This is a genomic window from Serratia sp. TSO36, assembly GCF_057808395.1.
Genome location: NZ_JBJZOU010000015.1, coordinates 193,279 through 207,003 on the forward strand (window position 1 = coordinate 193,279; position 13,725 = coordinate 207,003).

14 protein-coding genes are annotated in these 13,725 nt (G+C 57.6%); 7 read left to right on the forward strand and 7 right to left on the reverse strand.

Going from position 1 to position 13,725, the window contains the following annotated elements; translation table 11 throughout:
- Nucleotides 1-128 precede the first annotated feature (128 nt).
- Complete coding sequence (locus ACK3CV_RS14330) at nt 129-818, reverse strand: alpha/beta hydrolase (RefSeq protein WP_164038932.1); 690 nt, start codon at nt 816-818, stop codon at nt 129-131.
- An 830-nt stretch (nt 819-1,648) separates the two neighbouring features.
- Between ACK3CV_RS14330 and ACK3CV_RS14335 the strand changes: the two genes are divergently transcribed.
- Entirely contained in the window at nt 1,649-1,825 is a 177-nt protein-coding gene (locus ACK3CV_RS14335) for a GhoT/OrtT family toxin (RefSeq protein WP_033634815.1), read from the forward strand.
- Nucleotides 1,826-2,092: 267 nt separating this feature from the next.
- Here ACK3CV_RS14335 and ACK3CV_RS14340 read toward each other — a convergent pair whose 3' ends face one another.
- Nucleotides 2,093-2,386, reverse strand: coding sequence for a hypothetical protein (locus ACK3CV_RS14340; protein WP_033647615.1), 294 nt, complete (start codon nt 2,384-2,386; stop codon nt 2,093-2,095).
- Between the two features lie 225 nt (nt 2,387-2,611).
- On the opposite strand from ACK3CV_RS14340, the gene ACK3CV_RS14345 reads away from it, so the two are divergent.
- Complete coding sequence (locus ACK3CV_RS14345; protein WP_047567085.1) at nt 2,612-3,094, forward strand: hypothetical protein; 483 nt, start codon at nt 2,612-2,614, stop codon at nt 3,092-3,094.
- Between the two features lie 11 nt (nt 3,095-3,105).
- Here the strand turns inward: ACK3CV_RS14345 and ACK3CV_RS14350 are convergent, their stop codons facing one another.
- Nucleotides 3,106-3,258 (reverse strand): hypothetical protein, encoded by a 153-nt coding sequence (locus tag ACK3CV_RS14350; RefSeq protein ID WP_223479875.1) that lies wholly within the window; start codon nt 3,256-3,258, stop codon nt 3,106-3,108.
- Between the two features lie 141 nt (nt 3,259-3,399).
- On the opposite strand from ACK3CV_RS14350, the gene ACK3CV_RS14355 reads away from it, so the two are divergent.
- Together ACK3CV_RS14355 and ACK3CV_RS14360 are read left to right on the forward strand one after the other, a co-directional pair.
- Nucleotides 3,400-3,960 (forward strand): 3'-5' exonuclease, encoded by a 561-nt coding sequence (locus ACK3CV_RS14355; RefSeq protein WP_033634819.1) that lies wholly within the window; start codon nt 3,400-3,402, stop codon nt 3,958-3,960.
- Between the two features lie 77 nt (nt 3,961-4,037).
- On the forward strand, nt 4,038-5,231 hold the full coding sequence (locus ACK3CV_RS14360) for a multidrug effflux MFS transporter (protein ID WP_033647617.1): 1,194 nt from the start codon (nt 4,038-4,040) through the stop codon (nt 5,229-5,231).
- Between the two features lie 8 nt (nt 5,232-5,239).
- Here the strand turns inward: ACK3CV_RS14360 and dadX are convergent, their stop codons facing one another.
- Together dadX and ACK3CV_RS14370 are read right to left on the reverse strand one after the other, a co-directional pair.
- Nucleotides 5,240-6,313 (reverse strand): catabolic alanine racemase DadX, encoded by a 1,074-nt coding sequence (dadX, locus tag ACK3CV_RS14365; protein WP_164038934.1) that lies wholly within the window; start codon nt 6,311-6,313, stop codon nt 5,240-5,242.
- A gap of 76 nt (nt 6,314-6,389) precedes the next feature.
- A complete protein-coding gene (locus ACK3CV_RS14370) occupies nt 6,390-7,694 on the reverse strand; it encodes a D-amino acid dehydrogenase (protein ID WP_033647620.1) in 1,305 nt (434 codons plus the stop codon).
- A 540-nt stretch (nt 7,695-8,234) separates the two neighbouring features.
- Between ACK3CV_RS14370 and ACK3CV_RS14375 the strand changes: the two genes are divergently transcribed.
- A complete protein-coding gene (locus ACK3CV_RS14375; protein WP_060418882.1) occupies nt 8,235-8,552 on the forward strand; it encodes an antibiotic biosynthesis monooxygenase family protein in 318 nt (105 codons plus the stop codon).
- A 46-nt stretch (nt 8,553-8,598) separates the two neighbouring features.
- On the opposite strand, the gene zinT is transcribed toward ACK3CV_RS14375, so the two are convergent.
- Nucleotides 8,599-9,249 carry a metal-binding protein ZinT gene (gene zinT, locus ACK3CV_RS14380; RefSeq protein WP_033647622.1) on the reverse strand — a complete coding sequence of 217 codons (651 nt, stop codon included), beginning with the start codon at nt 9,247-9,249 and terminating at the stop codon, nt 8,599-8,601.
- A gap of 298 nt (nt 9,250-9,547) precedes the next feature.
- On the opposite strand from zinT, the gene ACK3CV_RS14385 reads away from it, so the two are divergent.
- Complete coding sequence (locus tag ACK3CV_RS14385; protein ID WP_004932268.1) at nt 9,548-11,083, forward strand: SpoVR family protein; 1,536 nt, start codon at nt 9,548-9,550, stop codon at nt 11,081-11,083.
- A 57-nt stretch (nt 11,084-11,140) separates the two neighbouring features.
- Here ACK3CV_RS14385 and fadR read toward each other — a convergent pair whose 3' ends face one another.
- Nucleotides 11,141-11,860, reverse strand: coding sequence for a fatty acid metabolism transcriptional regulator FadR (gene fadR / locus ACK3CV_RS14390; protein WP_033634827.1), 720 nt, complete (start codon nt 11,858-11,860; stop codon nt 11,141-11,143).
- A 243-nt stretch (nt 11,861-12,103) separates the two neighbouring features.
- On the opposite strand from fadR, the gene nhaB reads away from it, so the two are divergent.
- Nucleotides 12,104-13,669 carry a sodium/proton antiporter NhaB gene (nhaB, locus tag ACK3CV_RS14395; RefSeq protein WP_033634828.1) on the forward strand — a complete coding sequence of 522 codons (1,566 nt, stop codon included), beginning with the start codon at nt 12,104-12,106 and terminating at the stop codon, nt 13,667-13,669.
- The last annotated feature ends 56 nt before the right edge of the window (nt 13,670-13,725 follow it).

Below are 13,725 nucleotides of genomic sequence, written 5' to 3' on the forward strand. Positions count from 1 at the left end.
AGCGATATCAGCGCTTATCCCTAATTCGCTCCTATTACCCGGCTCTTTAGTCCGCCGTAATAGGCAGCGAAGGGATAATCTGTCGCAGAATGCCACCCTTTAGTCCGGCGAACCTTCCTGCCCCTGCTTTATTTCAAACCGGCCGCTTCGTCAATCAAACCCGCCACCTCATCGGCATGGGAAACCAGCGAGGCATGGCTGGCATTCAGCACCATGATTTTCTTGGCCTGCAGCCGCTGCGCCATTCGCCGCTGATTCTCCGGCGCTATCATGCGATCGTCGCTGGAAAGTTGATACCATGACGGTTTATGTTTCCATGCCGGTTCGCCGATGGTGTTACCGAAGGTATCGGCCAGCGGGGCCTTCTGCGCTACCGCCATCACCAGCGCCTCGTCGGGGGTAAGGTCCTGGCAAAAACTCTCGTGAAACTTGTCGGCTTTGATCCACAGATAGCCGTCGCTGTCTGGTGCCAGATTCGCGACTGCCGCAGGAGGATGCGCTTGCGTAATGCCGCCGGGGCTTTCGCCGACATCCGGCGCAAAGGCGGCGATGTAGACCAGGCCGAGCACGTTAGGCTGGTTGCCCATTGCCGTGATCACGGCACCACCGTAAGAGTGCCCCACCAACAATACCGGTCCCGCTTGCTGCGCGACCATCTTGCGCGTGCGCTCAGCATCCTCAGCCAGCGATGTCAACGGCATTTCCACCGCATGAATCGCCGTATATCCCCTGCGTGACAACTCGAGGATGACCTTACTCCAGTGCGCGGCGCCGCCCCAGAATCCGTGTACCAGCACGATAGTTGGTTTTGTGCTCATTGCCGACTCCTTCACCTCATAGTAAAGCACCGCAGGTAGATGAACAGCCCCCTGAAGGAACGTGCCCGGCTGCCTTCGACGCCACGTAGTCCCCATTTTATATAGTCAGCCTCATGCCGTTCAGCAATAGCTACGACGGGTTAACCTCCCCGATTCTCCGGCGTCGCCACGGCGTTATCGAAGCGGCTTACGCCGCAAGGGTGGATAAAAAAACGATTAAAACTAGGATTTTTACCTATACCGATCTAAAATTTCGCGCAAAAACAAAGAGAAGTAAATTTAGCTCAACGGGAAAAGGAATGAAGTTGTGAAGGAAATGATCTCCATCGTTTTTATGGCATGCCTGCTGGCGCTGCTGTTTTCGTGGCTGTTCGTCTACGGTCTTAACATTCATTAAACCCGCAACGCCCACAATCCCCCTCCCTGGCCGGCTGGCGGCGCATCGTGACAGATGCGCTAAAACCGGCACCTCAAGGGCTCACGTACCGCCAAACCCGACGCCACCTCACCTTAGCCGTCCGTCCGCCAATACATCACTAATTTTTATGAGTCATAACCCCCATCGCGTTCCCCCCCCTTCACCGGCACTTTTACTGCTTAGGGGAGTCACCTCCAGAAAGAGGGTTTGCCAGGCGCGAAATGTTACCGGTAACTATGCTGTTGATTTCTTTTGGTAATAAACGTAAGACCGTTAATAACCCTACGTTCTTTATAGAAATAAATTATGCATTCTTATGGATAAAGGTTTGAATAAACGGCCTTTGGTCATTGATTATCCCCCGCCAAGCTCCTAGAATTCGCGCGTAAAAATACAACTGGGATCGGGTTTCATGTCGTCGCTGTGGGTTGCAACGCAATACTGTTATTTTATCGGCCTGTTAGTTTCTATGATTTTCACCTACCTGGTTAGCCGGGACACCGTCAAAATTCGCTGTATCAGCGCACTGACCATCGGGTTAACCTGGCCGTTAAGCCTGCCGGTGGTGTTGCTGTTTTCGCTGTTCTGACGCCCCCAATACCTCGCGTGGGTTTTTAAACAGGCATGCTAATGAAAAGAGGCCGACCACCGGCGCAGTGGATTTTTGGCGCGGGATAAAAAAACGCCAGCGCAAGGCTGGCATGAAAACTGGAAGCAATGTGAGCAATGTCGTGCCGGAGCGGGGGGCACAGAAGGAGACAACCCTTTTCCCCTCACCGGCGATTCAAATGATAATACGTCTCATTATTGAATGTAAAGTCATTTCCCTGCGTAACTCTTCCCTCCTGGAAAAATATCAGCCGCGCGGCGCACGCCAGCGTTGATACAGCCGCCCTGCGCCCCACACCAGCAGCCAGAGAAAAATATTCAACCCCAACCATAACATCAGCAAGTAGAAGAACGTCTGATAACCGGGTATGCCCCGATCGGCTGAAAACGGGTTAAAGTGGAAAAATTTAACGATCGCAAACGGGTTAAGATTGAAACGGTCAAACACGGCCGCCGTCAACAACGGCGGCAACAACGTATAAAACGCCAGGCTGAACAGCAGCAGGATTTTTGTGCCCGAAGTGTTTTTATAATCTTTCATATCAATGCATTACGTCTTCCATTGTGGTGCGAACACCGCCAGGCGTTCACACGCCAATCGACCCCGCAAGCGCAAAAGAGTTCCAGGCAAACGCGGAAATAAAGCCGATCCGGCGTTTAATTGTCATTTAGCGCTCGGGTGATATATACCCTGTGGATTTTAAATTACGATGTCGCCGCGCCGCCTTCAACCGCAGCGTTCGCATGGCATCATCAGGAGGCATTAATGAAACCGGACGCACTCTCTCTGCCGCCGAACCCGAAAAAACTCAAGGTCATCTACGGCTGGTATATTTACGTGATCTATACCCTGCTGGTTTTCAACATTTACATGGCGGTCTACAACGTCTGCGTTCGGCATCCGATCGAGGCCCCGCTGCTGTCGCTGTTTCACAGCCTGTTCCTCGCGCTGATGCTGCAGCAGGTGCTCAAGAAGAACGTCGTTTTCGCCTGGGTCTTGCTCAGCTATTTTATTCTGATGCGCCTGTATTACGCCAATGTGCTGCATGTTGAGTTCACGCTGGTGAGCCGTGGCCTGGTGCTGCTGATTCTGACGCTGCTGCTTACCGGCGCCGTGGCCGTCGGACAACTGGCCACGCCGCCGCAGCGGCATGACTGGCTGGCGCGGCTGGGCTGGCGGCAATGGGGAGCGCTCACGGCGCTGGCGGCCATCCTGACGCCGCTGATTACCACCGACTATCTGGGATAACCAGGGGGCTATTAGGGGATGTGCGGTTCGGAAATGTCTACGATACGGCAGATTTTAGTGTAGTTACCCGCCTTCTCACAGATCTTGTCCGTGACGAACATGCCAAGGTAGCCCAGCAGCAGCAAGTAGCCGACCATGCACAGAATAAAGATAAGCGTTCTCACCGATAGCGACCAACCTGACAAGAGTATCCCGAATATCATAACCTGAACGCGGCGCTTTAAAAGGATTTCATGCGCACACAGCCCTCATCGGCGCACGTTCTGTAGTAACATTAAGCCACCACGCAACCGCCGGATACGCCGATGCACCATCTGATGTTAGACATTGAAACCCTGGATATAAAACCCAGCGCCGTCATTCTGGTGGTGGCGGCGGTGTTTTTCGATCCCCGAACCGGGGAGCTGGGCGCCGAATTCGAAGCCGCCGTCAGCAGCCAGAAAGACCAGCCGGGCCGTACCATTAGCCTGGATACGGTCGCCTGGTGGGCGAAACAGTCCGATGAGGCCCGCAAACAGGCCTTCAGCGGCACCGAGAGCCTGAAACGCGTGCTGAGCAGCCTCAGCCGCTTTATCCATATGAACAGCACCGACACGGTGAAAGTCTGGGGCAACGGCAAAGAGTTCGACTGCGCGATCCTCGAACACGCCTTCCAGCAATTGGAAATGCCCTGCCCGTGGAAATTCTGGGATACCCAGGACGTGCGCACGGTGATCACGCTGGCGGAACTGCACGGCTTTAACCCGAAAAAAGCCCGCCCGTTCGAAGGTATGCCGCATCGCGCGCTGGATGATGCTCGCCACCAGGCCCGTTATGTGGCCGATACCGTCTCGGCGCTCTATTACCGCCAAGGGGCGCAGCGCTGACCCGCTTTGCCCCTTTTCATTTGCCGCCAGAGTCTCTACTCTAGCCCTCTTTGTCACTTGGACGTGCCTTTCCTGTTATGCAAAAGTTTCTGTTTATGCTTCTCAGCCTGGTGCTGCTCGGCCCATTAGGCATCGATCTTTACCTGCCGACCATTCCCGCCATTGCCGTCGGCCTGGGCAGCAGCGAAGCGCTGATCCAATCCACCATTTCACTGTTTATTCTGGTGCTTGGCCTCGGCCAGGTCATCGCCGGGCCGCTGGTGGATAACTATGGCCGCAAGCCGGTGGCGCTGGCCGGCATTATCCTCTACATGATCGGCGCCGCGATGGCGGCGCTGGCCACCAGCCCGACGATTTTCATCGCTTCGCGTCTGCTGCAAGGGGTGGCGGTTTGCTGTACCGCCGTCGTCGCCTTCAGCGGCGTGCGCGATCGCCTGAATGGCGACGATGCCGCCCGCGCTTTCGGCTTTCTCAACGGCACGCTGAACATCATCCCGGCGCTGGCGCCGCTGCTCGGCGGCCTGCTCGCCGAAGCCTTCGGCTGGCGCGCCCCCTTCTGGTTCCTGGTCGGCTACGCGCTGCTGGTGTTGGTGCTGATCGCGCTGCGCCTGCCGGAAACTCGCCCTGCCGACACCGTGCCGGTCAAAGGGCTGCCGGTGCGCCAATACGCGCGCATCCTCAGCGATCGCCGTTTCCTCTCCTTTGCGGTGGTCAACTCCGGGGCGATGGGCATGGCGCTGACCTACGTTTCTCTGGCGCCGAACGTGCTGATGGGCACCGCCGGCCTGACCCCGCTGCAATTCTCGCTGGTGTTCGGCGCCAACGGTTTCTGGATCATGCTGGTCAGCTTCTTCGCCAACCGCATCATCCACAAGGTCGGCCGCCCGGTTTGTCTGGCGACCGGCGGCATGTTGATGGGGCTGGGCTGTCTGGGCCTGCTGCTGGGCGTCATGCTACTGCCCGCGACGGCGCAAGCGCACTGGCTGGCGTATATGTTGCCGGTCGCCAGCGCCTGCGCCGGGTTGGCGTTCGTGATGGGCCCGGCCACCAGCTACGCGCTGGAGCCGTATTCCAATGAGGCCGGCGTAGCGTCCGCGCTGGTCGGTTTCGTGCAGATGGCGGGCGGTGCCGCGCTGGGTCTGGTGGCGATGGCGTTGCCGCTGCAACCGAAGCTGTCGCTGGCACTGGTGATGCTGGCGGGCTGCCTGCTGGCGCTGCACGCGCGGCGGCTCAGCAAGCAGATTAAAGGGCAGATCAGAAAAGTCGCCTGAGCCGCGGCTCAGGCTTCAATGGCGACCGGCACCCGCGCCGCTAACGCCGACAGCAGCTCATAGCCCAACGTTCCTGCCGCCGTGGCCACCTCGTCCACCGGCAGGCGTTTCCCCCACAGCTCCACTTCGGCGCCCAGCTCGACTTGCGGACAGGGCGTCAGATCCACCGCCAGCATATCCATCGATACCGTTCCCAGGGTGCGTGTCAGCACGCCGTCAACCCATACCGGCGTGCCGGTCGGCGCATGACGCGGATAGCCGTCGGCGTAACCGCAGGCCACCACGCCAATACGCTGCGCGCCGGCGGCGCTGTAACGGCCGCCGTAACCCACGCGATCGCCAGACTTCAGCTGCTGAATGCCGATGATCTCGCTGCTCAGCGTCATCGCCGGCTGCAACCCCGTCGCCGCAACGTCATTCCAGCACCCACTCGGCGAAGCGCCATACAGAATGATCCCAGGGCGTACCCAACTGTCGTGGGTAGAAGGATGCCACAGCGTGGCGGCCGAGTTGGCCAGACAGCGCGGCAGCGGGATATCGGCAGCGGCCGCCTCGATGGTAGCCATCTGCTGGGTCACGCCTTCCGGGCCGTCGGCGGTGGCGAAATGGCTCATCAGCGTAAGCTCGCCGATGTTGGCAATCGCCTGCGCCCTGCGCCACACCTCGTGCAGCCGCTCGGGTGCGAACCCCAGCCGATTCATGCCGCTGTTCACTTTCAGATAGACATTGAGCGGCGCGCTCAGCGTGGCATCGGCGATCGCCGCCAGCTGCCAGTCGCTGTGCACCGCCGTCGTCAGGCGATAACGATCGAGCAACGCCAAATCCTGCGGCTGGAAGAAACCTTCCAGCAGGAGAATCGGCCCTTGCCAACCCGACTCACGCAGCAGCACCGCTTCGGCCAGATCCAGCATGGCGAAGCCGTCGGTTTGTGCCATGCTACGCCAAACGTGTTTGATGCCGTGGCCATAGGCGTTGGCCTTGACCACCGCCCAAACTTTGGCGCCGGGGGCGAAACGGCGCACCACCTGCAGGTTATTTTCAATTGCGCCAAGATGCATCGTGGCGGTTATCGGACGGGGCATCGCTTCTCCTTGGGGCAGCGTACAGCGGCCACGCGCGCCTGCGCGTGGCCGGGAAAGTCTATGACAGCGTCGGCGATTAACGTGCGGGATGCACGTCGTTCAGCGGAACCGCGTGTTGCTGGCGAAACCCGGCGCTGTAACGCGCCACCGCCAGATCATCGGAAGGGATCGCCGGCGTAATGCCGGACATCAGATCGGACAACAGCTGCCCGGAACCGCAGGCCATCGTCCAGCCCAACGTACCATGCCCGGTATTGAGATACAGGTTCTTCAGCGAAGTGCGGCCGACAATGGGCGTACCGTCCGGCGTCATCGGCCGCAGGCCGGTCCAGAACGTCGCGTCTTCCACTCTGCCGCCGTTCGGGTAGAGATCGCGCACCACCATCTCCAGCGTTTCGCGCCGTTTTTGCTCCAGCTGCGTATTGAAACCGACGATCTCCGCCATGCCGCCGACGCGGATGCGCTGATCGAAACGGGTGATGGCGATTTTGTACGTCTCGTCCAACACCGTGGAGAACGGCGCCGCCGCTTCATCGGTGATAGGAATGGTCAGCGAATAGCCCTTCAGCGGATAAACCGGGATAGAAACCAGGCCGCGCAGCAGCGCCGTGGAATACGAACCGAACGCCACCACGTAGCTGTCGGCTTTAAACACGTCCTCGCCGCACTGCACGCCGGCGATCTTGTCGCCCTCAACCAGCAGGCGGTCAACGCTGCGGTTGAACAGGAAGGTTACGCCCGCCTGCTGCGCCATTTTTGCCAGCTGCTGCGTAAACAGCTGGCAATCGCCGGTTTCGTCGTTCGGCAGCTGCAGGCCGCCGGTCAGCTTGTGCGCCACCTGCGCCAGCGCCGGCTCGACGCTGCCGAGTTGGCCGGCTTCCAGCAATCTGTAAGGCACACCGGCATCTTCCAATACCGCAATGTCTTTCGCTGCGTTTTCGAACTGTTGTTGGGTGCGGAACAGCTGCAGCGTGCCGCCTTGGCGACCTTCGTACTGGATGCCAGTCTCCTGACGCAGCGCCTTGATACAGTCGCGGCTGTATTCAGCCAAGCGCACCATGCGGCCTTTGTTGGTCATGTAGTGTTCGGTGTTGCAGTTTTTCAGCATCTGCCACATCCAGCTCAGCTGGAAGCTGCTGCCGTCGAGGCGGATCGCCAACGGCGCATGGCGCTGGAACATCCACTTGATGGCCTTCAACGGCACGCCCGGAGCCGCCCAGGGAGCAGCATAGCCCGGTGAAATCTGCCCGGCGTTCGCCGCGCTGGTTTCCAGTGCCGGGCCAGGCTGACGATCGATCACCGTCACCTCATGCCCTGCCTTCGCCAAATACCAGGCACTGGCTACGCCCACCACTCCACTACCTAAAATTACCACTCGCATCGCTGACTCCAGCCCAAGGCTTCACAAAGCATAATCTTCTGCTCACAGGAAATTAACTCAGTGAAAAAATCCGTCCAACAACTTCGTCATCAAACGTGACAATATTCACAATTAATTTATCGTCGATGAGCCGAGCATTTGCAATAGCCGCTCGTAAATAGCGATAAGATGCGGTTTAGAAGGGATTAAAGCGTCAGACCGCCGCTGAATCGATAGCAACGCTATCAATGACAGCAGTCAAAAAAGGCGTAATAAGCAACATTGATTTAACAGAATATAAAAACATCAGCCGACATGTAAGCAGAATAAAAATCCAATAAAATAAAAAATACCAACATAACAGACAAAGTGAATCCCCTCTCCCCGCAGCAGAAAAAACGCGTAAAATTTCGGCAAAAAATTAACCTTGTTTTCACTACTGGAATAAAACAGGCGAACGCCTTAGCCCCGCCCGTTTAGGTTGAACGCGGCAGCACGATATGAACGTTGAAGCCAGAAGCAGATCCTAAAGTTCACATGTCGCTTTTCTGGAGACCCCTTATGTTCATCGCCATCTACCGGTTCTCAGTCAAAACCGGGCACGAACACGCCTTTCGCCTGGCCTGGCTTGAGTTGACCCAAGGGATCTATCTGCAGCGCGGCAGCCTCGGCTCGCGCCTGCATCGAGATATGAGCGGGAAGTTTATCGGCTATGCGCAGTGGCCAAGCCGAGCCGCATGGGAAAACGCCGGTGATATTCAGTTGGATGAACGCTACCGGCAAGCTCGGGAACGAATGCGTGCGACCCTGTTGGCGGATGAAACATTATTTGAAATGGCAGTGACGGATGATTACCTGCAAATCAGACCGTTTGACTGAGCACAAGCCCACATAAGCGGGCTTGTGGTGACGGGAGGGAGCGGCATCAATGATGTAGCATCTCGTCCACGACTTCTTTGGTCTGCAGTTGGAATGGGTAGTAAGTCGGCCAGTTGTCCATTTCTTTCAGCAACGCTTCCTGCGACGTGTTGCCCATAAAGATATGGAAATGTGCCGATTTGCGTGGGCCGATAATATGATCGCTGAACTGCACGAATTTCGGCGCCAGGCTGCCGGCATCCTGGCATTCGAACAGATAACGCACGCCCTTTTTACCGGAAACATAGGTCAAGATCTTGTGCCCGGCGTACTTATACTGACAGGCGCTGGATTGGTCGCCGCGATGAAACTCCATGACGCCGTTTTCAATGCCGATGGTATCCACATCGGTAGCATACCCTTTGCGGTAATACGCTTTTACTTCCGCGAAGGTCTTGCTCTTATCCTTTGCCGCTTTCTTCTTGAACACCGGGTCAAGATCCCCATTGAGCAGATAAGGATACACGGATTGCCAGACGCCCTCCCAATCCGCCAGATTGCGATCTTTGACGTCCTTATCGTCGAACACGCCCGCCTCCGCTTTTTTTTCCACCTCCGTCAGCGGCTTGCCATGTGAATGATGCCCGTGGGCAAACGCCTGCCCGCTGATAAACAGTGCGGCCAGCGCCACCGCCAGTTTGCCAAAATGCCTCGCCAAAATGCGCTCCTTGTCCGTTATTGAGAAAAACCAAAAGTTACAATATAACATAACATTTTTCAATCCCTGTCGCGCAGCAGGCAGTGTGTTGCGCGCCCTTGCCGCAGGGCTATACTCGGAGAGGGAGCCAAGTGCTGAGGCGCTTTCTGCCGGGACGGGCGCCGGATTGACCGCCGCTCGCTCCCTTGCGTACCGGCATTTTTATTTCACTGATTTGCAATGGTTAATTATGACTTGAACTATGCTTGATACAGGGTCTGCCGTTTGAGCAAGACCCGTGAATAATGAGGGTGCGCTGATGACTACTTCAACACATGAAAAGGTCAAGGATGACAAACGTCTGAGCGATGGACCGGACTGGACGTTCGAACTGCTGCAGGTGTATTTGGAGCAGATTGACCGCGTCGCCAAGCATTACCGGCTCGACACCTACCCCCATCAGATCGAGGTGATCACCTCCGAGCAGATGATGGACGCCTATTCGAGCGTCGGCATGCCGATAAACTATACCCATTGGTCCTTCGGCAAGAAATTCATCGAAACCGAACAGCGCTACAAACAGGGCCAGCAAGGGCTGGCGTATGAAATCGTCATCAACTCCAATCCCTGCATCGCCTACCTGATGGAGGAGAACACTATCACCATGCAGGCGCTGGTGATGGCGCACGCCTGCTATGGCCACAACTCGTTCTTCAAGAATAACTATCTGTTCCGCAGTTGGACCGACGCCAGCTCCATCGTCGATTATCTGCTGTTCGCCCGCCACTACATCAGCCAGTGCGAAGAACGCTACGGCGTCGATGAAGTGGAGCGGCTGCTGGACTCCTGCCACGCGCTGATGAACTACGGGGTCGACAGGTACAAACGCCCGCAGAAAATCTCACTGGTGGAAGAGAAAGCGCGCCAGAAAAGCCGCGAAGAGTATCTGCAAAGCCAGGTGAACACGCTGTGGAAGACCCTGCCACGCGTCGAACGTGAAGAGTCGCCGGAGCAGGCGCGCCGCTATCCGAGCGAGCCGCAGGAAAACATCCTCTATTTTATCGAGAAAAATGCGCCGCTGCTGGAACCCTGGCAGCGTGAGGTGCTGCGCATCGTGCGCAAAGTCAGCCAGTATTTTTATCCGCAAAAACAGACTCAGGTGATGAACGAGGGCTGGGCCACTTTCTGGCACTACACCATCCTCAACCATTTGTACGACGAGGGCCGTGTGACCGAGCGGTTTATGCTGGAGTTTTTGCACAGCCACACCAACGTGGTGTATCAGCCGCCGTACAACAGCCCGTACTATAACGGCATCAACCCTTATGCGCTGGGCTTCGCCATGTTCCAGGACATCAAGCGAATCTGCCAGTCGCCAACCGAAGAAGACCGCTACTGGTTCCCGGACATCGCCGGCAAAGACTGGCTGGACACCTTGCACTTCGCCATGCGCGACTTCAAGGACGAGAGCTTTATCAGCCAGTTCCTGTCGCCCAAAGTGATGCGCGATTTCCGGTTGTTCACCGTGCTGGACGACGATCGCAACAACTATCTGGAAATTGCCGCGATCCACAACGAGGCCGGTTACCGGGCGATCCGCCAGGAGCTGTCGGCGCAATACAACCTGAGCAATCACGAGCCGAACATTCAGATCTGGAACGTGGATCTGCGCGGCGACCGCTCGCTGACGCTGCGCTACATCCCACAGGAACGCGCGCCGCTGGATAAGAGCCGCCGCGACGTGTTGAAGCACCTGCATCGCCTGTGGGGCTTCGACGTGATCCTCGAACAGCAAAACGAAGACGGCAGCGTGGAGTTGCTCGATCGCTGCCCGCCGCGGCCGACGCCGCTGTAACCGCCACAACGACAAAGGGCGCCGCATGGCGCCCTTCGTTATTTCATCGACACGCGATTAGCGACGCGCTTCGGTCAGATCGCTCGGCATGGTGCCCTGCATGCTCTGCCAAATCGCCCCGCTGTCTTTACCGTAGTTGCGCACGGTATCCATCACCTGGTCGTACAGCTTCTCATGGCACAGCGTGGACAGCTTGCTGTAGAAGGCCAGCGCCAGCTTGCGCGCTTCCGGGTTGGAGAAGTAGTAACGGCCCACGCGGGTATACAGCCCTTTCAGGCCGTTGAAAATCAGGCCGTAGATCGGGTTGCCGGAAGCGAACGCCAAGCCGCGGAAGATCTCGTAATCGAGCAGATTGAAAGCGTCCGCCTGATCTTCCACCTCGGCGGCTTTCGCCAGCACTTCCTGCGCCTGCTCAGGATGATTGCGCACCGCGGCGCGAATAAAGATCGACGCGATATTGGTGCGCACGGACAGCAGGTTATCGATCAGCTGCGGGACGCTTTTGTGATCGAGACGGGCTACGGTCTCAAGGATATTGAGGCCGGACGTTTCCCAGAAATTGTTCACTTTGGTCGGTTTGCCATGCTGAATGGTCAACCAGCCATCGCGGGCCAGACGTTGCAACACTTCACGTAACGTGGTGCGCGTGACGCCAATCAACTCCGAAAGCTCACGCTCCGCGGGCAAAATAGAGCCAGGGGGGAAGCGATTATTCCAAATACTCTCAATAATGTACTCTTCCGCGAAACCGGCAGGACTCTGCGCCTTTATGACCATGTGTTTGACGTTCCGTTGCGACGATAAAATCAGTAAAAGTAATCAGCTCATCATACCAGATCGCGCTGACATGACATAGCGTGAGCGAAAAACAATAAACGAAAGTGTGCATAACGTGGCAAAAAACGAGCAAAAATACCGGCCGGCGGAAATTTGCCGCCGTAAAACAAGCTCCGGTTGCGCCCGCCCCCGCCGCATTGTTAGGGTACGTGCTACGACTGATTTAAGGATGCATAAAGGACAATGGAAACAACCTTGCGCAGCGCTCTGCTCAAAAATTTTCTGGGGCAATCTCCCGACTGGTACAAACTGACCATTCTCATTTTTCTGGCGATCAATCCCCTGGTGTTCTTTTTCGCCAGCCCGTTTATCGCGGGCTGGCTGCTGGTGGTCGAGTTCATCTTTACCCTGGCGATGGCGCTGAAATGCTATCCGCTGCTGCCGGGCGGCCTGCTGGCGCTGGAGGCGGTGGCTATCGGCATGACCAGCCCGGCGCAGGTTTCGCAGGAAATCGAACATAACCTGGAAGTGCTGCTGCTGCTGATCTTTATGGTGGCCGGCATCTACTTTATGAAGCAGCTGCTGCTGTTCGTGTTCACCAAGCTGCTGCTCAACATCCGTTCGAAAACGCTGCTGTCGCTGGCGTTCTGCCTGGCCGCCGCCTTACTTTCCGCCTTCCTCGACGCGCTGACGGTCGTGGCGGTAGTGATCAGCGTGGCCACCGGCTTTTATTCCATCTATCACAACGTGACCTCGAATCGCCCCGATGGCGACATCGGCGATGACAGCGATTTCGCCGGTGAAGAGCGTAAACAGACGCTGGAGCAATTCCGCGCCTTTCTGCGCAGCCTGCTGATGCACGCCGGCGTCGGCACCGCGCTCGGCGGGGTCATGACCATGGTGGGCGAGCCGCAGAACCTAATCATCGCCAAAAACGCGGGCTGGGGCTTTATCGATTTCTTCCTGCGTATGGCGCCGGTCACGCTGCCGGTGTTGGTGTGCGGCCTGCTGGTTTGTTGGCTGGTAGAACGTTTTCGCCTGTTTGGCTATGGCGCGCAGTTGCCGGAGGCGGTGCGCGACGTGCTGAAAGAGTATGACCGCAAGGCCACCGCGGGCCGCAGCAAGCAAGAACGGCTCAAACTGGTGATGCAGGCGCTGATCGGCGTTTGGCTGGTGCTGGCGCTGGCCTTCCACCTGGCGGAAGTGGGGCTGATCGGCCTGTCGGTGATCGTGCTCGCCACCTCCCTGTGCGGCGTGAACGATGAGCACGCCATCGGCAAAGCGTTCCAGGAAGCGCTGCCGTTCACCGCTCTGCTGACGGTGTTTTTCACCGTGGTCGCGGTGATCATCGAACAGCACCTGTTCAGCCCGGTGATCCAGTTCGTGCTGCGCGCCGAGCCCGCCTCTCAGCTTTCGCTGTTCTATCTGTTCAACGGCCTGCTGTCGTCGGTTTCCGACAACGTGTTCGTCGGCACGGTTTACATCAACGAGGCGCGCACCGCGCTGGAAACCGGCGCTATCGGGCTGAAGCAGTTCGAGCTGCTGGCGGTCGCCATCAATACCGGCACCAACCTGCCATCGGTTGCCACCCCTAACGGGCAGGCGGCGTTTCTGTTCCTGCTGACGTCGGCATTGGCGCCGCTGGTGCGTCTGTCGTATGGCCGCATGGTGTGGATGGCCCTGCCTTATACGGTGGTGCTGACGGTGGTTGGCTTGCTGTGCGTCCAGTTCACGCTGGAACCGGCGACCGAGCTGTTGACGCAGTGGCATTGGCTGACGCTGCCGCCCATCGACGCCGTCGGCCACTGAGACGGTGCCGGCAGGGTGAACCGACTATTTTACGCTGAATCCAGCCCAGGAGGCTG

Coding starts and splice junctions, on each gene's coding strand:
- ACK3CV_RS14330 (WP_164038932.1), bottom strand. CDS start 818: ATGAGCACAAAACCAACTATCGTGCTGGTACACGGATTCTGGGGCGGC.
- ACK3CV_RS14335 (WP_033634815.1), top strand. CDS start 1,649: ATGTCGTCGCTGTGGGTTGCAACGCAATACTGTTATTTTATCGGCCTG.
- ACK3CV_RS14340 (WP_033647615.1), bottom strand. CDS start 2,386: ATGAAAGATTATAAAAACACTTCGGGCACAAAAATCCTGCTGCTGTTC.
- ACK3CV_RS14345 (WP_047567085.1), top strand. CDS start 2,612: ATGAAACCGGACGCACTCTCTCTGCCGCCGAACCCGAAAAAACTCAAG.
- ACK3CV_RS14355 (WP_033634819.1), top strand. CDS start 3,400: ATGCACCATCTGATGTTAGACATTGAAACCCTGGATATAAAACCCAGC.
- ACK3CV_RS14360 (WP_033647617.1), top strand. CDS start 4,038: ATGCAAAAGTTTCTGTTTATGCTTCTCAGCCTGGTGCTGCTCGGCCCA.
- dadX (WP_164038934.1), bottom strand. CDS start 6,313: ATGCCCCGTCCGATAACCGCCACGATGCATCTTGGCGCAATTGAAAAT.
- ACK3CV_RS14370 (WP_033647620.1), bottom strand. CDS start 7,694: ATGCGAGTGGTAATTTTAGGTAGTGGAGTGGTGGGCGTAGCCAGTGCC.
- ACK3CV_RS14375 (WP_060418882.1), top strand. CDS start 8,235: ATGTTCATCGCCATCTACCGGTTCTCAGTCAAAACCGGGCACGAACAC.
- ACK3CV_RS14385 (WP_004932268.1), top strand. CDS start 9,548: ATGACTACTTCAACACATGAAAAGGTCAAGGATGACAAACGTCTGAGC.
- fadR (WP_033634827.1), bottom strand. CDS start 11,860: ATGGTCATAAAGGCGCAGAGTCCTGCCGGTTTCGCGGAAGAGTACATT.
- nhaB (WP_033634828.1), top strand. CDS start 12,104: ATGGAAACAACCTTGCGCAGCGCTCTGCTCAAAAATTTTCTGGGGCAA.